A 21,009-nucleotide genomic window follows, 5' to 3' on the forward strand; every position below is an offset into this window, starting at 1 on the left:
CGCACCTCAAACGAAGTTTGTGGATGCGTTTGCCGCCCCTCGATGAACGGGAGCGTCAGGCGCGGGCCAGGGCGACGGTGATCAGCTCGTCGATGAGGGCCGGGTAGCTGAGGCCCGACTCCTGCCAGCAGCGCGGGAACATCGAGATCGGGGTGAAGCCCGGCATCGTGTTGATCTCATTGATGACGAAACCGTCGGCTGTGAGGAAGAAGTCGACCCGCGCAAGCCCCTCGCCGCCGATCGCGTCGAACGCCGTCACGGCGAGCCGCTGCATGGTGGCGAGCTCCTCCGGCGACAGGTCGGCCGGGCAGACCAGGTCGATGCCCGGTGCGTCGAGGTATTTGGCGGCGAAGTCGTAGAAGTCCCGGCCCGAGATGACGATCTCGCCCGCGACCGATGCCCTGGTCGCCTCGCCCGGCCGTCCGCCGAGCACGGCGATCTCGACCTCGCGACCGACGACGCCGGTCTCGATGAGCACGCGGTCGTCTTCGGCCAGCGCGGTCTCGACCGCTGCGTCGAGCTCGGCCCAGTCGGTGATCTTGCTGACGCCGACGCTGGAGCCGGCACGCGCCGGCTTCACGAACGCCGGGAGCCCGAGCTCCGAGGAGACCGCCGAACGCACGGCAGCCGGATCGGTCCGCCACTCGTAGGCACTGACGGTGCGCCACGGCGCGACCGGGATGGCCGCCTGCTGCAGCACGGTCTTGGTGAAGTGCTTGTCCATCCCGAGCGAGCTCGCCAGCACGCCGCTGCCGACGTACGGCAGGTCGACGAGCTCGAGCATCCCCTGGATGGTCCCATCTTCTCCCCACGGTCCGTGCAGGATCGGGAACACGATGTCGACGTCGCCGAGCGAGCGCGTCTCGCCGTGCTGCGTCACCGTCAGCTCGCGCGTCGCGGCGCTCTCCGGCCAGTGGATGCGGGTGCCGTTGTCGTGCACCGTCGGCAGATCGTCGGCGTTCAACGCGAACAGCGCGGCGTCGTCGGGCTGGAGGGTGAACACTCCATCGGCGGTGATGCCGACCGGGATGACGTCGTACTTCTCGCGGTCAATCGCGGCGAGCACTCCCGCCGCCGTCGCGCAGCTGATCGAATGCTCGCTTGAGCGACCCCCAAACAGAAGAGCGACCGCGAGTCTGTCCGTCATCCGTAGTCCTTTCACCCTGGGGTTCGTCCGAATCCGTGGTGAGATGCGGCGCAATGTCTTTCGGATCGAGCGTACCGGCAAGCACTTGGCTCACCTGCCGCACGATGGGCATGTCAACGCCACGGGCCTCGGCGAGGGTCAGGATGGGCGCCACCGAGGCGAGCCCCTCCGCCGTCTGGTTCATCTGCTTGACCACGTCGTTGAAGCTGTAGCCCTGGCCGAGCAGGCGCCCGGCGGTGTTGTTGCGGCTCAGCGAGGACTCGCACGTGGCGATGAGGTCGCCCAGCCCGGCGAGGCCGGACAGCGTCACGGCCTCAGCGCCGTACGCCACGGCGAAGTCGGTCATCTCGACCAGGCCGCGGGTGATGATCGACGCCTTGGTGTTCTCGCCGTAGCCCACGCCGTCGACGATGCCGATCGCGACCGCGATCAGGTTCTTCAGCACGCCGCCGAACTCCGTACCGATCACGTCGGTGTTCACGAACGAGCGGAAGTAGCGGTTGGTCGCCGCCATCGCGACGGCCTGCGCGGTCTCCAGGCTCGCCGACGACACGACGGCCGCGGTGGGCTGCTCGCGCGCGATCTCAAGAGCGAGGTTGGGCCCGGAGGCCACGGCGATGCGCTCCGGCTCGATGGGCAGCCCTTGTGCGATCACCTCGCTCATCCGCAGCCCGGTGCCCTTCTCGACGCCCTTCATCAGGCTCACGACCACCGTCGACGGCCCCAGGAACGGCGCGATCGCTTCGAGGTTGGAGCGCAGCGTCTGGCTCGGGATCGACACGAACACCTGCTCGGCGCCCTGCATCGCCTCGCCCAGCTTCGAGGTCGCCCGCAGGTTGCGCGGCAGGTTGATGCCCTCGAGGTAGTCGCTGTTGCGCTTGACTTCGTTGATCTCGCGGGCGAGCTCGGGACGGCGTGCCCACAGCACCACGTCGGAGCCGCCGTCGGCGAGGATCTTGGCGAACGTCGTCCCCCAGCTCCCGGCGCCGAGCACGGCGATCCGGCGAGGGGCGACCACGGCGGCGCGCGAAGAGCTACCCTTCAAAACGGCCCGTCTCCTTCTGGTCGTGATCGGCGGGGTTCCAGCGGACGGCCGGTGCCTTCTCGCCGCGCAGGTCTTCGAGCAGCGACGTGATGGCGTCCATGATGACGGCGGTCGCCTCGTTGAGGGTCGCGGCGTCGAGGCTGCGGCCGCGGAAGGCCGAGAGGTCGACGGGATCCCCCACCTTGACGTCGATCGTCTTGCGCGGGAAGAAGCTGATCTTCTTCGCGTAGCGGGCCATCACCTGTTGCGTGCCCCAGTGGGCGATCGGGATGACCGGGATGTCGTGCTCGAGGGCCATGCGGGCGGCGCCCGTCTTGCCGCGCATCGGCCACATGTCCGGATCGCGGGTCAGCGAGCCCTCCGGGTAGATGATCACGATGCGCCCGTCGTCCACGATCTGCTGCGCGACGGAGAGCGGCGCGGAACCGCGGGTCGAGCCGGCACGCTCGACCGGCACCTGCCCCGACTTGCGCAGGAACCACCCGACGACGGGCACCCGGAAGAGGCTGCCCTTCGCCAGGAAGCGCGGCATGCGCCCGAGCTTCCAGCTCACGATCCCGATCGCGATCGGGTCGATCTCGCTGTAGTGGTTCGGGGCGACCACGTAGGCGCCGCGCCGTGGCAGCTTGTGGCCGTCGACGATGCGGAAGCGTGCGATGATGCTGAAGATCGGGATCACCATCCCGGCCAGCACCCAGAAGATCGAGGGCGTGCTCGTCTCTTTGCGGGGAAGCCTGGAGGCGGACGTCGGCTCTGAGGAGGGTTGGCTCACCACCCCATTATCCTTCGAGAACGAAGTCGGCTCCCAGCAGCTCCAGCTTGGTGATGAAGTTCTCGTATCCGCGGCTGATGATCCCCACGTTGCTGACGGTCGAGCGGCCGTCCGCGCTGAGCGCAGCGATCAGGTGGCTGAAGCCGCCGCGCAGGTCGGGCACGACGATGTCGGCGCCGTGCAGCTCCGACGGGCCGGAGATGACAGCCGAGTGGTTGAAGTTGCGTTGCCCGAAGCGGCAGGCGTGCCCACCCAGGCAGTCCTTGTGGATCTGGATCGTCGCGCCCATGTCGACGAGGGCGTCGACGAAGCCGAAGCGCTGCTCGTACACGGTCTCGTGCACGATCGAGACGCCCTTGGCCTTGGTCAGAGCCACGACGAGCGGCTGCTGCCAGTCCGTCATGAAGCCGGGGTGCACATCCGTCTCGATCACGACCGGCTTGAGCTCGCCGCCGGGGTGGAAGAACCGGATGCCGTCGTCGTGGATCTCGAAGGCGCCGCCGACCTTGCGGAAGACGTTGAGGAACGTGAGCATCTCGGGCTGGCGTGCGCCGCCGACGTAGATGTCGCCGCCGGTCGCGAGCGCGGCCGCAGCCCAGCTGGCGGCCTCGTTGCGGTCGAACAGCGCGGTGTGGCTGAAACCGACCAGCTTGTCGACGCCCTCGATGCGGATGACGCGGTCGGTGTCGACCGTGATGATCGCACCCATCTTCTGCAGGATGTTGATGAGATCCATGATCTCGGGCTCGATCGCCGCGCCCTTCAGCTCGGTGATGCCCTCGGCGCGGACGGCCGTGAGGAGCACCTGCTCGGTGGCCCCGACGCTCGGGTACGGGAGCTCGAGCTTGGCACCGTGCAGGCCGTTCGGGGCCGTCATCCGGATGCCGGTCGGCAGCTTGTCGACGATGGCGCCGAACTTGCGCAGCACCTCGAGGTGGTAGTCGATCGGGCGGTCGCCGATGCGGCAGCCCCCGAGGTCGGGGATGAACGCTTCGCCGAGCCGGTGAAGCAGCGGCCCGCAGAACAGGATCGGGATGCGGCTGGAGCCGGCGTGCGCGTCGATGTCGGCCATGTGGGCGCTCTCGACGTTGCTGGGGTCGAGCAGGAGCTCGCCCTCTTCCGTGCCGTCGGTGACCTTGACGCCGTGGATCTCGAGGAGTCCGCGCACGACGCGCACGTCGCTGATGTCGGGGACATCGCGCAGAACGCTGGGCCCCTCGCCGAGAAGAGCCGCCACCATGGCCTTGGTGACGAGGTTCTTCGCGCCCTTGAGCTCGATGCGGCCACGCAGCGGGATTCCGCCGTTGATCGTGATGCGGTCGCCCTTGAGGCCGACGCGGGCTCCTGCTGCTTGAGCGTCCTGAAGAAGTGAGTTCAAAGTTTCACCGGTAACGTCTTAGGCCGCCAGCTTTCGCGACGGGCTTCGAATTCTGTGATGTGCGCCTCGTCGCGCAGGGTCAGACCAATGTCGTCCAACCCTTCGAGCAAACGCCATCTAGTGTAATCGTCGATGTCGAAAGACACCGTGACCCCACCGACGCTTGCAGTCTTGGCAACCAGATCCACCGTCGCCTCTATTCCCGGGTCCGCCTCGATGGCGGCCCAGAGGCGCTCGGCGTCCTCCTCGCTGATCTGTCCGGCGAGGAGTCCCTGCTTGCCCGCGTTGCCACGGAAGATGTCGGCGAACCGCGGGCTGAGCACCGCGGCGAACCCGTAGTCGCGCAGCGCCCAGACGGCGTGCTCGCGCGAGGAGCCGGTACCGAAGTCGGCGCCGGCGATGAGCACGCGCGCCCCCTGGTACTGCGGCTGGTTGAGGATGAAGTCCGGATCCTGGCGCCAGGCGTGGAACAGGGCGTCGTCGAAGCCCGTCTTGGTCACGCGCTTGAGGAACACCGCCGGGATGATCTGGTCGGTGTCCACGTTGGAACGGCGGAACGGTACGGCCACGCCGGTGACGGTGGTGATCTTCTCCATCAGGCACCCACCTTCTCTCCGAAGCGCGCATCCGAGCCGTCGCGGCCAGGCGTGTCGCCGCCTTCGTCGTGCTCGAGGTCCCACGGGCTCGAGAGCGTTCCGCGGATCGCGGTCGCCGCGGCGACGAGGGGCGACACCAGGTGGGTGCGCCCTCCCTTGCCCTGACGTCCTTCGAAGTTGCGGTTGGAGGTCGAGGCGCAACGCTCCCCCGGAGCCAGCTGGTCCGGATTCATCCCGAGGCACATGGAGCAGCCGGCGAAACGCCATTCGGCGCCGAACTCCTCGACGATCTTGTCGATCCCCTCGGCTTCGGCCTCGATGCGCACGCGGGCACTGCCGGGCACCACCATCACCCGCACGCCGTCGGCCTTCTTCTGACCCTTGATGATCGAGGCGAAGGCCCGGAGGTCTTCAATCCGGCTGTTGGTGCACGAGCCCATGAAGACCGCGTCGACCGGGATGGACTTCATCGGCGTTCCGGCCTCGAGGTCCATGTATTCCAGCGCCCGCTCGGCGGCGGCCCGCTGGTTGGCGTCGGCGATGTCGGCCGGGTTCGGCACGCTCTGGCTGAGCGAGACGCCCTGACCCGGGTTGGTCCCCCAGGTGACGAACGGCTCGATCTCGGCCGCGTCGAGGTACACCTCGGCGTCGAACACGGCGTCGTCGTCGGTGACGAGGGTCTTCCAGTAGGCGACCGCGTCGTCCCAGTCCTGACCAGCAGGCGCGTGCGGACGGCCCTTGAGGTACGCGAAGGTGGTCTCGTCGGGGGCGACCATGCCGGCTCTGGCACCCGCTTCGATCGACATGTTGCAGATCGTCATGCGGCCCTCCATCGAGAGGGCCCGGATGGCACTGCCGCGGTACTCGAGCACGTAGCCCTGCCCGCCGCCGGTGCCGATCTTGGCGATGACCGCCAGGATGATGTCTTTGGCCGTGACGCCGGGACGCAGGTCGCCCTCGACGGTGATCGCCATGGTCTTGAACGCCTTGAGCGGCAGCGTCTGCGTGGCCATGACGTGCTCGACCTCGCTGGTGCCGATGCCGAACGCCATCGCACCGAACGCGCCGTGGGTCGAGGTGTGCGAGTCGCCGCAGACGACAGTGATGCCGGGCATGGTCAGTCCCAGCTGCGGACCGACCACGTGCACGATGCCCTGCTCGACGTCGCCGAGCGAGTGCAGGCGGATGCCGAACTCCTCGGCGTTCTTGCGCAGCGTCTCGATCTGGGTGCGGCTGGTCAGGTCGGCGATCGGCCGGTCGATGCCGATGGTCGGCGTGTTGTGGTCTTCGGTGGCGATGGTGAGATCGGGCCGCCGCACGGGGCGCCCCGCCATCCGGAGGCCGTCGAATGCCTGCGGGCTGGTGACCTCGTGCACCAGGTGCAGATCGATGTAGATGAGATCGGGCGAGCCGTCCTCCCCTTTGACCACCAGGTGGTCGCGCCACAGCTTCTCGGCGAGCGTCAGGGCTTCTCCCTCAGCGGGGGCGACGGGATGCTCGGAAACGGTACTCATAAGGCTCGTGAACTCCTTGCTTGCTTCGGTGGTCAGCCAACGACGGACTCCGCGACGAGGGAGGCCTGGAAACTAGGACTCGTCGCGGCAGCTAAGGAGGAGCACACCGTGAAACACGATGTCAGGCTATCACCCGAGCCGGGGAGTTCCCGTCAGGCACGCTCGACCCGCACCGCGAAGCGCCCGAGCCGCACCACGGCGCCCTCCGCCACCGGTGCGGCGACTCCGGGCTGCAGTGACGTCTCCTCTCCGGTGGGCGAGACGGCGACGACGCCGTTGGTGGAATGCACATCCGTGACCCGCACGGCGTCGGAGCCGGCCTCGAACGCCGCGTGCGTCTTGGACACCGACGCGGCCGCGTCGTCGACCGCGACGAGCTCCGCCTCCGGCCACGGTCCGAAGGCGACCGGGTTGCGTCCGACGAGCACCGCACCCGTCAACGGGACGACGTGTCCGCCCGGCAGCACCAGGCGCCAGTTCCGCGCAGCGGGGGCCGTGGCCGCCGGAACCGCGCCCGGTGTCGAGGTCGGCGTCGCGGCGGCCGGCGGGAGGAACACGGGAAGCTCGCGGGCCCGGCCGGGGACGCGCGCGGTCTCGGTTCCGGTGTCTTCGCGCGGGATCAGGTGCGGCGGGGGAACGATGAAACCGGACGAGTCCACCAGGCCACTATAGGACGCGCACCGGCGAGCGGAACCGCTTTCGGATCGCCGCGGACTACGGCCGCGGACGCCTCCGCGCGCGGCGGTAGCGGAACGACGCGAGGCGGCGCCGCAGCCAGCCGGCCGAGCGCCGGGCCTCGCGCACCGCGTCATCCGAGCGCGACCACGCGTCGCCGACGCGCTCGTCCGACACCGCGCTGCCGTCGAAGACCGCACCATCGATGCGCTCGGCGAGCGGCACCAGACCGGCGTCCGGCACCCGGAGGTTCTGTGCCTCCGCCTGACGCTCGAAGGCCGAGGCGGCCTGCCGGCGTGTGGCATTCGCGGGGACGGTGAGCCCGAGCTCCGCGTAGCCGTCGGCCAGTTCATCCCAGGCACCGGCGGCACGGCGGTCGGCCGCCCCGACCCGTTCCCGCCGGCGCCGACGACGTCGCTTCAGCGCGGCGATCACGAGAAGCGGAACGAAATAGAGCACGAGCGGGATGACGATGACGCCTCCCACCACCCACACCCAGCCGGGCAGCGAGAAGGAGGAGTGCGGCGGCTTGCGCTCGTTGTCCTTGGTCTTGACCGGGGTCAGCAGATCCTGCGGCTTCGGATTGGCGGCCGGGGGCTGTCGCACCTGCGGCTGCGGTTCGAGCTTCGGCCTCGTCGTCTGGTTGCGGGGAGCATCCGTCTTGGTGGGGGTCGGGAAGAACGGAACCCATCCGACGCCGTCGAACGCGACCTCGTCCCAGGCGGTGACGTCGTTGCCGGTGACGGTCGTCGTCGATCCGGTGGCGACCTTGGGTGCGAAGCCCATCACGACCCGCGTTGGATAGCCGAGGTGGCGGGCCATCAGGGCGAACGCGCTCGCGTACTGCTCCTGATCGCCGACCATCGGCGACTTCGCGAACAGGTCGGTCATCCGGTCGGCGCCCTCCCCCGCCCGCGACGGCACCGGGTCGGATGCCCGCCCGTGGCTCAGGTAGCCGAACGTCTTGAGCGAGCGCTCGATGTTGCGGAGCTTCTGGATGGCCGTGCTCGACGATCCGGCGTACTCCTCGGCCTTCGAGGAGACGATGTCGGGCACGTTCGTGACCGGAGGGAGGGTGAGCCGGGCGGGCGCGACCTTCGCCAGCGTCTTGTCGCTCGGCAGTCTCTGCGCGGTCGCGTCGACCGTGTAGCGCAGGCCGGCGCCGACACCGCTGGTGATCGCCGTCGTGCCGGTCGCGGTGTTCACGCGCACGGTCTCGGAGGGGTCGGTGCCGCGGTGCGCGTCGAACCCGAGCTGCGTCATGTAGCCGAGGGTGGGCAGCCAGACATCCGAGTACTGGCGGATGGCGATGGTCGCCTCCGACGTGCCGCCCGGCGTGAACAGCGGCGGACGCGGGATGGTGCTGCCGAGCAGTTCGAACGATCCGGAGGCGTCGGTGCTGTCGCTCGGATCGGTGACGCTCCACACCACCCCGTCGTAGCTGTCCATGCTGGCGAGCCGGATCAGCTGCCCCGACTGCAGCCCGTCGACGGTGAACAGCTCCGTCTTCTCGAGGTCCTTGGTGTACTGCCGGAAGCCGGCGAGAGGGCTCGGGTAGTCGAGCGGGTCGAACGGCGGAGTGACCTCCTGCCGCAGCACGAACCGCGAGGAGGCGGGCGGAGCGAGTACCGACCCGGCCAGCGCGCCGACCGCGACGGCTCCGATCACCACGATGCCGGTGCCGACGAGCTTGCGCCGCCGGAGTCCGGGATCGACGGCGACGTCGACCGAGTGCTCGCGCGTGCGCCCGCGCCGCCACCCAAGCCAGACGATGGCGATGCCGGCGAAGAGCACGCCGCGCACTCCCGCGAAGAACGGGTCGCGGGTGCCGAGCAGGATGCCGGCGACGAAGAGCACCGCGGGCGCGATCAGCACCGCCGCCGCCCGCGCGGTGCCGCGGGAGCGCGCACGGGGCAGCCAGCGCAACGCCAGCGTGACCGAGACCAGCGCGACGAGCCAGGTCGCGAAGTACGGCACGACGGCGACGTAGGGCGGTGCCTCGAGGGGCGCCTGCAGCGTGACCGCGTCCGCCCAGCCGAACACCGCACCGAGGACGAGCCCGGAGAGGCTGTCGAGGGAGGGCAGGACGACCATCGTCGCCTGACCCGGCATCGCCAGCGGTGTTCCGAACACGAAGTAGGCCGCCAGCGCGATCGCGATGCTGATCGGCACGGGAAGCCGGAACAGGCGGCACACCACGGCGGCGACCGTGCCGACGGCGATGCCGCCGAGGGAGGCGAGCAGGAACGCGTAGTGCCCGAATGCGGGCTCGAACCCGAGGACGGCGAGCACGCTGAGCACGGTCAGCACCGCGACGTCGGTCCAGGCCGTCGCACCGAGGCGGTCGACGGTCTGCGGGGCGGAGGGCGCCTTCGGTGCGCTCCTGGTCGTCGTCGCGGTCATCGGCTGGCCCGCTTCAGCAGCCCTGGCAGTTCGGACAGCGTCGAGACCGTCGCCATCATCATCGAGCCCAGCTTGGTGAGCCGCGGCTCTCCCGCCGCGTGCACACGGATCGCGATCACCTCGGTGTCGTTGCCGTACAGGGTGCCCGCGGCACGCAGCTCCGCCGGCGGCACTTCGGAACCGACGACGAGCACGACCAGGCTGGGGGCCGCGAGGCGCAGCGTCGCCCGTCGCACGTAGTCGCGCAGCGAATCGTGCATGCCGTCGACCGGCTGGATGCGGCAGGAGTCGTCGAGCAGCGCGGTCGGCGTCTCGACCCGCAGGCTCTGCTTCTGCCAGATGGCGTCGATCTCGGTCTCTTCCCGGATCACGTGGCAGCCGACGGACGCCATCACCGACACGCCGAGCTCGAACTCCTCGTCCGATGCGAAGTGCGACCGCTCGGCGTCCAACGCCAGCAGCAGCTGGGAACGGCGGGTCTCCTGGTACTGGCGCACCATCAGCTGGCCGGTGCGCGCCGACGTGCGCCAGTGCACGTTGCGGATGTCGTCGCCGGGCTCGTAGGTGCGCAGCGCATGGAACGCGAGGTCGCTGTCGGTGATGGTCTTCGTCGTCTGGCCCTCGAGGTCGCGCACCAGACCGCGGGCGGTGGCGGCCAGCCGTGTGGTCTTCGGATGCACGAACAGCTCGACCTGCCCCGTCCACTGCGTGGTCCGGCGCAGCAGACCGACCTGGTCGCCGCGCACCGAGAGAGCGGGACCGGCGAGGATCAGGGCCCGTCGTGCGGTCGGCACGGCGAACAGCTCCTCCGTCTCGGCACCCGGCGCCAGTCGCGGCACCATGAACTCCGCGACGCCGGCGCCGACCGGCAGCTCCATGCGCGTCGGGAGCACGGGCCGCGTGCCGGTGTTCCGCACCGCCATGCGGCCGAGCGCGCGGTCGCCGGCCACCACGCGCCGCGGATTGAGCTCGATCCCGACCTCGTAGGTCGAGCGTCCGATCACAAAGCACAGCGCGATCGCGAAGGCGGCGGCCAAGGTGGCGCCGATGAACGCGAACTCTGCCCAGCCGAGCACCACGGCGACCACCAGCGACACGACCGCCCCGCCGAGCACGATCCAGCCGAGCGGCGTCACGACGCCGAACACGGGCGCGAGCCGTCCGGCGACCCCGCGCCAGGCCGGCGCCACCCGCGCAGCGGCGGACGACGACAGCGAGCGGGTGCTCGCGGCCAATTGCCCGATCGCGATGCCGGTCTGCGACGGCACGTGCGGGGCCGACGGCACGCCCGGCGACGACGGCACGCCCGGCGACGACGGCGCGGGCGCGCGGCGGCGGCCGGACGCGGGAGTCTGTGTGGTCATGACGGGGACGGGTCGGGTGTTCAGGCGGCGCGGTAGGCGGGCGGGGTGACGGACGCGACGGCGCGCTCGACGATCGCCTCCGCCGTGACGCCGGCGAACTCCGCCTCGGGATCGACGATCACCCGGTGCGCGAGCACGGGCACGGCCAGCTCACGGATGTCGTCGGGAGTGGCGTAGGTGCGCCCGGACGCGATCGCCCAGGTCTTGACGGCTCTGGCGAGGGCGAGAGCGCCACGGATGCTCACGCCGAGCGCGGCGTCCTTGTCGGCGCGGGTGGCGCTGACGATCTCGCTCAGATAGCCCATGACCGACGCGTCGGTGTGCACCTCCGACGCCAGCTGCGCGAGCGTCGTCACGGAGTCCGAGGCGATGATCGGCCGGATGGCGGCGGCACGCGACCGGTTCGATGCGTCGAGCAGCAGGCTCACGGTCGTGTCGTGGTCGGGGTAGCCGAGCGACGTCTTGATGAGGAACCGGTCGAGCTGGGCCTCGGGGAGCGAGTAGGTGCCGGCCTGCTCGACGGGGTTCTGCGTGGCGATGACCACGAACGGCGTCCCGACCGGATGCCCCACGCCGTCGACCGTGACGACCCCCTCCTCCATCACCTCGAGCAGCGCGGACTGCGTCTTGGGACTCGCCCGGTTGATCTCGTCGGCCAGCACGACCGAGGCGAAGATCGGCCCCGGATGGAACTCGAAGCGCCCGTTGCTCTGGTCGTAGATCGTCACACCGGTGACGTCGGACGGCAGGAGGTCCGGCGTGAACTGGATGCGGGACTGGGTGCCCTCGATCGTGTTGGCGAGCGCCTTGGCCAGCACCGTCTTGCCGGTGCCCGGCACGTCCTCGAGCAGCACGTGGCCGCCGGACAGCATCGCCGTGATGACCAGCCGGATGCTGTGCTCCTTGCCGAGGATCGCCTTGTCGACGTTGGCGACCAGCTGCGCGAAGGCGCCGGAGAACCAGTCCGCCTGTTCTTGGGTGACCGTCACGTGTTGTTCACTCGCTTTCTACTTGGACCAGTCCTGCACGGAGCTCTGAACGCCGCCCGCCGTCACGTAGGCGTCCGGGAACCCGCACCAGGCGTCGAGGTGGTTCGGGGCTCCGCGGAAGTGCGCGTAACCGCTACCGTTCGTGGTGATCGCCTTGCTCGAGAGGGTGCTGCCGTGGCAGTGCATCACCATCGTGTACTGCCTGTTGGCGGCGAAATTGTTGAGCGTCACGTCGTAGGTGTAGCTGTGGGCGTACCCCGGCTCGAGATCGCCCTTGGCGAGGTCGATCGACGGCTGAGGTTTGGGCTTCTCCTCGACACGGATCGTGTTCGACTTCGTCGTTCCACTGCGTGCGCCGCTGTGGTCGTTCTGCGCTCGCACACGGAAGCTGTACGACCCGACGTCCTTGCCTCCGACGTCCACGCTGGTCGCCGTGGTGCGGTTCCAGCCGCCGTTGTTCAGACTCCACTCGTAGGTGACCGTGCCGCCTCCGGTGCCGGACGGGTCGGCGAGCGCGCTCCAGCTGAGATGCAGCGTCGCTGTGGCGTACTGGTCACCGCTGATCGACGCGTTGCCGACGCTCTGCGGCGTGCCGTAGGGAGTGACCGACGCGCTGGCAGCGGACAACTCGCTCCAGCCGTCGGCGTTGTGCGCCCGCACGGTGAACCGGTACGCCGTGCCGTTGGTGAGTCCGGGGATCGTCACCGTGCCGACGGAGGCGGTCGTCACGGCATTCGGACCGCCCTGCACCTCGTACTGGTCGATGGGCTTGCCGTTGTCAGCGGGAGCGGTGATGTCGACCGTGGCCTGCCCGTCCGACGCCTTCGCGTTCGCGGGGGCGGCCGGCCGGGACGGCACGTCGTGGATCGTCACCCGGTACTGCCCGATCGCGCCGGCGGTCCGCTTCGGATCCATCGTGGCGTCTTCGACGTGATAGACCACGTTGACGGCACCGACCGCCGCGCCCGAGGCCGCACTCACCGAGATGGACGACCCGGTGAAGGTGACGGTCACGCCCGACGGGGCGCTGTCGGCCTTGGCGTCCACGATGGTCAGCGGATGCCCGGGGAACGGGTTCACCCACGCGGCGTCGCTCTGCGCCCCGTTCAGCGTCACGGTGTTGCCGCGCTGCAGCTCCTGCGTCTGCGGCGGATTCTTCTGCGTCGCGATCGGCCGGTTCGAGCTGGTGACCTGCACAGCGACCGTGCCGGTGATCGTGTGCGTCCCCGAGCTGATCGTCACGGTGAGCGTCGCATGCTCCCCCGCCTGCACCCCGAGCGGCGCGGACATCGTCAGGGTCGATCCGCTGAGCGTCGCCTGGATCTTCTGGTTCGACGAGCGCAGGTTCGCGTAGGTGAGCCGGCTGAGGATCGCGGGGTTGGGATGGAAGCTCGATGCGCGCAGATCGATGCTCAGGGGAGCCTCCCCCGGCTCGATCTTCTCGGTCGGCGGAGTGAACGTCGGTGCGACGTCGGACTGGTCCGGATTGCCGACCGTGATCGGCAGCACCAGCGTCGTGACACGGTCGGCCGTCTGCCCGGCGTCGCGTCCGTCGGCGACCGTGAAGGTGATGGCGGCGGGTCCGCGGTAGTCAGCCGGCGCCCGGAAGGTGAGGGTCTGAGCGTCCACGTACGACGGCGAGCCGCTGCTGTTCGTCGCGTTGACGCCGTCCGGTCCGGTGATCTTCACCGGCCGGCCGGAGGGCACGTCGACGATGTCGGCGAGCTTCCAGCTCTTGGTGCCGCCCATCTGCACGATCTGCTGCGGAAGGGCGGGCTTGATGCGCGGCGGCGCCGTCGCGTCGCCGCGGGGCGGGACGATGATGAACGCGCCGCCCTGCAGACCGGTGACGGGGTCGGTGACGCTGTACGGGATGGCGAGGCGGCGGTTTCCGGGGTGCACCGTGACCACTCCGCCCTGGCCCACCTCTGCCGCCGAGGCGTTGGCTCCGGTCATGGCGACCGTCAGCTCGCTGATGAGCCCGGAGGGGTTCGTCGCGCCGGCCAGTGCGTCGACCTTCACGCTGGTGGTGGCCGCCACCTTGTCCGGCTCGACCAGATGGTCGACCGCCGACGGATGCTGCTCCTTGGCGCGCGGGGTCACCGTCACCTGGATGAACGCGCTCGCGACGCCTCCCTGACCGTTGCTGATCTGGTAGCGCACGACGTACGCCCCCTCGGTCTTCGGCGCCGCGATCAGCACGACGGTGCCGTGCACCGAAGCGGTGAGCCCGGCATCCACCTGCAGGAGCTTCTTCTGCACCGCGATGGTGTAGCCGTTCGGATCCGAGTCGTTGGCCAGCACGGGGACCGAGATGGTGCGCCCCGGCTTGACCTGCACCGGATCGTTCACGGCGATCGGCGGCTGCACCGTGGCCGGCCGCCGGATGACACCGATCGACACGGTTCCGGTCGCGGTCTTCCCGAACGTGTCCTTCACCGTGTAGGTGAAGGTGTCCGTTCCCGCCGAGGTCGGGTAGGCCTCGTATGCGAACGAGCTGCCCGTGCTGGCCGAGATGCGTCCGAGCGTCGGCTGCGACGCGAGCCCGGAGAGCGTGACCGAGTCGCCGTCGGGGTCGATGCCGTCCAACGGGACGTTCACGGGCACGGATGAGCCGGCGAACGCCCGGATGGTCAGCGGCAGCGGCTGCGGCGCATGATTCGCCCTCTTCACGCTGCGCACCACGAACGAGAGTGTCGCCTGCGCCTTCTGCCCGAACTTGTCGGTGATCCCGTACACGACGCTGTACTGTCCCGCCGTGGTCGGAGCCTGATAGCGCACGGTCTTGCCGCTCACGAAAGCAGTTGCGCCCTTTCCGGCCGTGCTGGCGTTGCGCAGCGCCGGGTCGAGGGAGAACGGCTCGTTATCGGGCGAGTAGTCGTTGTCCATCACCGGAACGGTCGCGATGTCTCCGGCGCGGACCGTGACGGTGTCGTCGACGGCGACCGGCGGCTGATGGTTCACCAGGGGCGGCACCGGAACGACGGTGATGCCGGCAGCCGCCTGGTGGATGCCGTCGGACACGATGTAGGACAGCTGGACCTGATCGGTCAGCACCGTCGGAGCGGTGATCTTCACCACGGCGTTGTCGAGCACCTCGACGTTGAGGTCGGCGGTGCCCTTCGAGAGCTTCACCGAGCGGACGACCAGCACGCGACCGGACGGAGACACGTCGTTCGCCAGCACGCTGACCGACGTCGGCTCGCCGGGTCGCACGTACGCCGTGTCCGTCACGGCGACGGGAGGAGCATCCGATGCCCCGTTGGCGGCCACGTCGACGCGGATCAGTCCGGTCGTGGATTTGGGGCCCGCACCGAGCGTGTAGGTCACGTAGTACTCGCCGGGGGCGTTCGTGCTGAGCGTGACCGTGCCCTTCGCGGCGTCCGCCGTCACCCGGGCTCCCCCGCCGTCCAGGCTCGCGCCCACCAGCGACAGCGGTTGCCCCGATGGCGACTGATCATTGTCGAGCGGGGAGACGACCACCGGATCGCCGGCGAAGCCGGAGCCGAAGTCGGTCACCGCGACCGGATCGAGGCTCCCGGCCGCTTTGACGGTCACGAGCAGGGTGCCCGTCTTGCTCTTCGCGCCGTCGGAGATCGTGACCTTGACCTCCTTCGAGCCGGTCTGGCCGGTCTTGCTCGTGAAGGTGACCTCGCCGTCCGGTTTGAACTGCACGGAGTCGCCGGTCGTCGACGCTGCGGCTACCAGCGAGAGGTCGTCCCCGTCGGGATCGCTCCAGTCGTTCAGCACGTCGTAGGCGACGGACTGCCCGACCTCCGTCTGGGCGGCGCTGGTGCGCGTCGCGACGGGCGTCGCGTTCTGCTCGGGCTGACGCAGGGTGGCGTCGACCTGGGCGGACGCCGTGCCGCCGCGCCCGTCATCGATCGTGTAGCGGAACGAGATCGTTCCGTTCAGGCCTTCCTCGGGCGTGAACTGCACGGCCCTGCCGCCCTCGATGAGCTGCACGAGCCCTTGGGCGCGCGACAGCCCGGAGATGCCCGTGATCGTGAGCACGTCGCCATCCGGATCGCTGTCGTTCGACAGCACAGGGAGCACGGTCGCGCGGCCGGGGCGCACACCGAATGCGTCGTTCGTCGCCGTCGGCGGACGGTTCACCTTGCTCCGCTGGGCAAGAGTGTCGGCGAAGGACTGCACGACCGGCTTCTCCTCGCCGGTCTTCCCCTCAACCGTCGTGTCGTTCGGCTTGAGCTGTGCCCAGTTCTGCACGAGGCGCATGTGCGAGGAGACGACCCACGCGTCTCCGTCCCGCAGATTGTTGAGCGCGATGACCCCGTGGTTCACCCGGAACTCGAGATCGTCGCCGCGCACCGGCTGGTCGATCTCCAGCGCCACGGGAGGCTTGCCGTCACACGCGTAGAGATAGCGTCCCGAGCCGGCCCACGCGCCGTAGGAGCAGGAGCCGAGGCGCACCGGTGCGGATGCTGCGGCCTCGCCGCCGGGCGACGTCGCCCCCGCCGAGCGGGCGACGATCGATCCGCCGTGCAACGGCACGGTCAGCAGACCGGTGGCCGTCGCGATCAGGGCGGCGGGGTCGGCCGGTCCCGGCTGCTGGATGCGCAGGCCGGTCGCCGGCAGCCGGATGCTCGACCCGTCGCGCGTGAGCACGGCGTTCTTCTGCACGTCCAGCAGAACCGGATCGTCACCGACCGCACTCAGCTGGAAGCGGGCGGGCACGGTGAGCGTCGAGGAGGTCGCCGACGACCCCGGATGCGCGACCGAGATCAATTTGCGGCCGCCGGGCGCCGCCGCGAAGGTGATCCCCGACCGCGTCACGACGACGTGGGAACCGGCCGCGAGCCGTGCCGTCGGCTTGGTCGTGGTCTTGTCGAAGTCGAGCCGTCCCGAGGCGTCGAGCACCCAGAGCTGGCCGGCGGGCGACAGGATGGAGAGCGTGTCGCCGCCGTACGCGATCTCCGACTTCTGAGGCACCTGGATGCGATCCGTCAGCGAGACGAACGCCGGGTCGATGCGGTCGACGGTGCCGTGCGGCGCGTCCGTGAGGAAGTAGGCGCCGCCGTCCTGCAGCACGTCGATGTCGGAGCTCGATCCCGTGACCGCGGCATCGAGCTCGTTGATCTGATGGTTGAGACGGCCCCCGAGCAGCTTCTCGCCGTTCGTCACCCAGACGTCGCGGGTGTCCAGGTTCACGTCGTTGACCGGGAAGCCGCGATGCAGGACGGCGATGGTGAGCGGGACTCCGGCGACGACGGCCAGCGCGGTGATGGAGGCGAGCGTCTTGCGCTTACGGATCCAGGCCGTCACAGATACCACTGTGCTGAATCCCCCCGGTTGTAAGCAGCTGTCAATCCGTCGGCGTCCACGCTAACACGCACCCCATCGCGGGCCGAATGGGGAGGGCTCCCCATGCCTCTACGTGCTGGCGGCCTCTACGTGCCGGCGGCCTCGCCGTCGGGGCGTTGGCTGTCGGGGCTTTGGCTGTCCGGACGTTCGCTGCCCTGCTCGAGCAGCGGGAGGTCGTCGAGACCGACCAGGTGAGTGGTCACCGCGTACTCGACGAGGCGGGCCCTGCGGTTCGTCGCCAGCTTGCCTTTGCCGCCGCGGAGGCCGGCGACACCGAGCTTGTCGAGCTTGTCGCAGACGTTGTCGAGCTTGCGGTTGAACGTCGTCATGCTCCAGCCGAGCCGTGCGGCTGCCTCCGCCGAGGTCGGGATGGTGCCACGGCCAGGAACCGTCTGCGTGAGCACCCCCTCGGAGAGCGCGACGATCAGCTGCCGCTGACTCGTGGTGAGGGTGACGGGCAGCACGGTCGTGGAACCGCCGGACTCGTTCACGGTGACCGCCGTGTTGAAGTAGTCGTCTTCGCTGGAGATCGTGAAGTCGTACGTGGTGGCGCCGGCGCTGAACATCACGTGCATGGTCTGGAAGACGATCGGCAGCTTCGCACCCGGGGCGAGCCAGGCCTGCACGGTGCCGGTCGAGTCGCTCACCGTCGCGGTGAGGAGCGTGCCGACATTGCTCAGCCACCACATCCCGAAGTCGCTCGTGACGGTGAGGAACCGGCGATGCAGGTAGGGGTTGTCGTCGATGGAGAGGTCGGACTCCCGCCCGATGCCGAACTCGCCGGGCCCGTCGACCGTGTAGAGCTCGCCGCAGTAGTCGATCGTCAGCGGCTTCACCGTGTGCACGCTTTCAGCGGCTGGGACGTGCGCCCCGCACGGATGGTGACGACATCGATGCAGGCCGGGGAGCCCTTCGTCAGACCGGTGACCTTCGCCGACGGCTTCGCGGTGACGGTGGGAGCGTCGGTGGTGCCCTCTCGCACCCACTGGTATTGATCGCCGTCGTGCGGCTCCGCAGTCTTCCAGACGATCGTCGCCGCATTGCCTGCGGCGTTCCTGGTCGCCGACACGAGCACGGGAGGCGGCACCACGGTCACGGCGACGGTGCCGTCCTGCTGGTCGCCCGGCTGCGTCGTCGGAGAGGTCGACGGCGTCATCGCCGGTACGAGCACGGCGGCGAGGATACCGCCGGCGACGACGAGCACGGCAGCGCCGGTGATCACGGGGACGAGCCAGCGCGGGCGGGACCGTGCCTCGGCCCTGGCGCCGTCGATGTCGCTGTCGGCGACCGGAATCGCCGCCGAACCGGCCGGGGGCGCGGCGGCGGTCTCCGTCGAGGGCCTGGCGGTGCGCGGGCGCAGCACGGTGCTCTCGACGGCCACCGGCACGCCATCCGGATCGACGGCGGGGATCGCGCCGCGCACCCGGGTGGGCTCTTCCGAGGCAGCGATCGGCCGCTCCGGGCTCGACGTGTCTGCGGCGGTCGCGCGGGGCTCCGGCACGGCAGGACGCGCAGCCGGAGGCAGTACCCCCTGCGCGTCGATCGTCGCCACCGAGCGCACGCGGGTCTCGTCCTCGCCCGAGGCGGCCGGGCGCGGCCCGACGACACGCAGGTTCGGAACATCGATGCTGGCGGGCGCGAGACCGAGCTCGAGTTCGACCCGCTGCAGCGCCCGGGCGAAGTCGACGGCCGTGGCGAACCGGTCCTCACGGCGCGTCGCCATGCCCTTGTTGAGCACGGAGACGAGCGATCGGGGCACGTCGTCACGGTCGATCGGCGTGATCATCCCGCGCTCGATGCGGCCGATCAGATCCAGCGTGCCGTTGGACCGGCCTGGCACCTCGAACGGGGAACGTCCGGCCAGGAGCGTGTGGATGGTCGCGGCGAGCGAGAAGACGTCGCTGCGGACATCCGGCTGCGGGTCCTCCTCGAACATCTCCGCCGGCGACCACGGGACGCTGAGCCCGATCGAGCGGCTGCCGCTGGTGCCCGTGTCGACCACCCCGCCGCGCAGGTCGCTGAGCGAGGCCGTGTGCACGGGCAGTTCCTCGAGCGTCGACGCGATGCCGAAGTCCGTGAGCGCCGGCCAGTCGAAGTCGGTGGTCAGCACGTTGGCCGGCTTGATGTCACGGTGCAGGATGCCCGCGCTGTGCGCCGTCGCGACCGCACTCGACAGACGAACGCCGGTGCGCAGGGCGTCCTCGACGCTGAACCGCTCGCGCTTGAACCGCTCGGCGAGCGACGGGCCCGAGCAGTACTCCATCACGAAGTACGGCCGATCGTCCGCGGAGATGCCCGCGTGGTAGATCGTGACGATGTACGGATGCGCGGACAGCTGCGCCATCACGTTCGCTTCGGTCACGAACCGCTCGCGGGCGGCAGCGTCGACGTTGTCGGTGAGCAGCACCTTCACGGCCACGCTGCGTTTCGGCAGCTCCTGTTCGTAGAGGAAGACGTCCGAGAACCCACCGGAGCCGAGCAGCCGGATGTAGTTGAGGCCGGGCAGGACCGGCGGCTGGGAGGCGAGACGCCTCATGCGTCCTCCCCCACGGTCAGCGTCACGCCGCTGCCGAGGTCGATGAGGGTTCCGGCGATCACCGCGGTCGGCTCGCCCTGGCGCAGCTTCTGCGCGGACTTGCCGGGGAGCACGACCATCGTGCCGTTGCGCGAGTGCAGGTCGGTGACGACCACTGTGTCGCCCTCGACCGCGATTGACGCGTGGCTGCGCGAGATGTCCTGTTCCGCGCTGGTCACGGTCACTGCACGCGGCGAGACACCACGCGACGACGACGAGACCACGGGCGCCCGGCCGACCACGATCGGCGGCTCCAGATACTCGCGCCGCCCGTCGAACACGTCGACGAAGAAGCGCGGTCCGACGACAGGGGCGGCGGGCGTCTCGACCGGCCGCTCGCGGTCGTCGAATCCGCTGAGGCTGCCGCTGAGCACGGTCATCCCGTCGTGGTCGCCGTCGAGTGCGGCGGCGGGAACCGGGAAGGACTCCGAGACGAAGCCGGGGATGTCGATGAGCGCGGACGCCTGCTCCTCCTCGATCGGCCGCACTGCGGCGTCCTCGACGCTGCGCATCATCGTGGCGCCGAACAGGTGGTCGTAGCCGGTCGCCTCTGCGGGGGCGGAGATGGTGGCCTCCGGAACCCGGGTCTCGTCGACCGGGCGCGACGCGTCAGGCGCTGCGGCCGGCACTTCCGGTGCTTCCGGAGCTTCAGGCTCCGCGGCGGAGATCTCCGGCACATCCGGCACATCCGGCACCACGGGGGCATCCGCGACGCCGGCAACGTCCTCGATCGCGACGGGGGCCGTGATGGGCGCCCGTCGCGGGGCATCCGGTTCAGAGGCGGCGAGCGGCGTCTCCGTCGTCGGCGACCACGTGACAGCGGCGGCCCAGACGACGCCCTCGACCAGCGGCAGCGGAGCCAGGGCGGCATCCGCCGACGGGATGCTCAGCCGGACCGTGCTCGCGCCGTCGACCTGCTGCTCGAGCCAGGTCGAGACACCGGAGGCGTCGATCACGCGATCGGAGCCGTTGACCGCGACCGTCACGGTCGCGGTGCCCCGAACGGCGATGACGGCATGCCGTGCGGCCACATCCGCCAGCGCGAACGCGGGGGTGCGGGCGAATCCGTCGGCGGCCAGAGCCTCGAGCGTCTCCGCGAAGCCGGCGCTGAGCGCGCGACGGTACGACGCGACGCGCGCCGTATCGCCGCCGAGTTCGACGAGGAGGGCTCGGCGCCCCACCACGACGACGACCCACTCCCCGGATGCCGTCTGCTGAACCTCGAACAC

At 69.9% G+C, this 21,009-nt stretch carries 14 protein-coding genes; all 14 read right to left on the reverse strand.

Annotated features, from left to right (window positions below):
• Positions 1-55 precede the first annotated feature (55 nt).
• The 14 genes from AC1DB1_RS08575 to AC1DB1_RS08640 all read right to left on the reverse strand — a co-directional run bounded on the left by AC1DB1_RS08575 (position 56) and on the right by AC1DB1_RS08640 (position 21,009).
• Positions 56-1,147: a D-alanine--D-alanine ligase family protein gene (locus tag AC1DB1_RS08575; RefSeq protein ID WP_477200436.1), complete on the reverse strand. Its 1,092-nt coding sequence runs from the start codon at positions 1,145-1,147 to the stop codon at positions 56-58.
• Positions 1,050-2,192: an NAD(P)H-dependent glycerol-3-phosphate dehydrogenase gene (locus AC1DB1_RS08580; RefSeq protein ID WP_271178356.1), complete on the reverse strand. Its 1,143-nt coding sequence runs from the start codon at positions 2,190-2,192 to the stop codon at positions 1,050-1,052. The genes AC1DB1_RS08575 and AC1DB1_RS08580 overlap by 98 nt, the downstream gene beginning before the upstream one ends.
• Positions 2,182-2,964, reverse strand: a complete 783-nt coding sequence (locus AC1DB1_RS08585) for a lysophospholipid acyltransferase family protein (RefSeq protein WP_477200558.1) — start codon at positions 2,962-2,964, stop codon at positions 2,182-2,184. Before AC1DB1_RS08585 ends, AC1DB1_RS08580 begins: the two co-directional genes overlap by 11 nt.
• Positions 2,965-2,971: 7 nt before the next feature.
• The gene (gene murA / locus AC1DB1_RS08590) at positions 2,972-4,342 is read right to left on the reverse strand and encodes a UDP-N-acetylglucosamine 1-carboxyvinyltransferase (protein WP_477200437.1); all 1,371 of its coding nucleotides are present in this window, start codon (positions 4,340-4,342) and stop codon (positions 2,972-2,974) included.
• A complete protein-coding gene (leuD, locus tag AC1DB1_RS08595; RefSeq protein ID WP_477200438.1) occupies positions 4,339-4,938 on the reverse strand; it encodes a 3-isopropylmalate dehydratase small subunit in 600 nt (199 codons plus the stop codon). Before leuD ends, murA begins: the two co-directional genes overlap by 4 nt.
• Positions 4,938-6,452 (reverse strand): 3-isopropylmalate dehydratase large subunit, encoded by a 1,515-nt coding sequence (leuC, locus tag AC1DB1_RS08600; protein ID WP_271178353.1) that lies wholly within the window; start codon positions 6,450-6,452, stop codon positions 4,938-4,940. The genes leuD and leuC overlap by 1 nt, the downstream gene beginning before the upstream one ends.
• Before the next feature lie 152 nt (positions 6,453-6,604).
• Positions 6,605-7,111: an FHA domain-containing protein gene (locus AC1DB1_RS08605; protein ID WP_477200439.1), complete on the reverse strand. Its 507-nt coding sequence runs from the start codon at positions 7,109-7,111 to the stop codon at positions 6,605-6,607.
• A gap of 55 nt (positions 7,112-7,166) precedes the next feature.
• On the reverse strand, positions 7,167-9,530 hold the full coding sequence (locus AC1DB1_RS08610) for a transglutaminase TgpA family protein (protein ID WP_477200440.1): 2,364 nt from the start codon (positions 9,528-9,530) through the stop codon (positions 7,167-7,169).
• Positions 9,527-10,894, reverse strand: a complete 1,368-nt coding sequence (locus AC1DB1_RS08615) for a DUF58 domain-containing protein (protein ID WP_477200441.1) — start codon at positions 10,892-10,894, stop codon at positions 9,527-9,529. Before AC1DB1_RS08615 ends, AC1DB1_RS08610 begins: the two co-directional genes overlap by 4 nt.
• 20 nt (positions 10,895-10,914) lie before the next feature.
• Complete coding sequence (locus AC1DB1_RS08620) at positions 10,915-11,883, reverse strand: AAA family ATPase (RefSeq protein ID WP_271178349.1); 969 nt, start codon at positions 11,881-11,883, stop codon at positions 10,915-10,917.
• Positions 11,884-11,901: 18 nt separating this feature from the next.
• Positions 11,902-17,166 (reverse strand): Ig-like domain-containing protein, encoded by a 5,265-nt coding sequence (locus AC1DB1_RS08625; RefSeq protein WP_477200442.1) that lies wholly within the window; start codon positions 17,164-17,166, stop codon positions 11,902-11,904.
• 125 nt (positions 17,167-17,291) lie between these two features.
• On the reverse strand, positions 17,292-18,041 hold the full coding sequence (locus tag AC1DB1_RS08630; protein ID WP_477200443.1) for a hypothetical protein: 750 nt from the start codon (positions 18,039-18,041) through the stop codon (positions 17,292-17,294).
• Positions 18,038-19,741 carry a serine/threonine-protein kinase gene (locus tag AC1DB1_RS08635; RefSeq protein WP_477200444.1) on the reverse strand — a complete coding sequence of 568 codons (1,704 nt, stop codon included), beginning with the start codon at positions 19,739-19,741 and terminating at the stop codon, positions 18,038-18,040. Before AC1DB1_RS08635 ends, AC1DB1_RS08630 begins: the two co-directional genes overlap by 4 nt.
• Positions 19,738-21,009 carry an FHA domain-containing protein gene (locus AC1DB1_RS08640; RefSeq protein WP_477200445.1) on the reverse strand — a complete coding sequence of 424 codons (1,272 nt, stop codon included), beginning with the start codon at positions 21,007-21,009 and terminating at the stop codon, positions 19,738-19,740. The genes AC1DB1_RS08635 and AC1DB1_RS08640 overlap by 4 nt, the downstream gene beginning before the upstream one ends.

This window comes from Leifsonia sp. 10N434, from assembly GCF_056394405.1.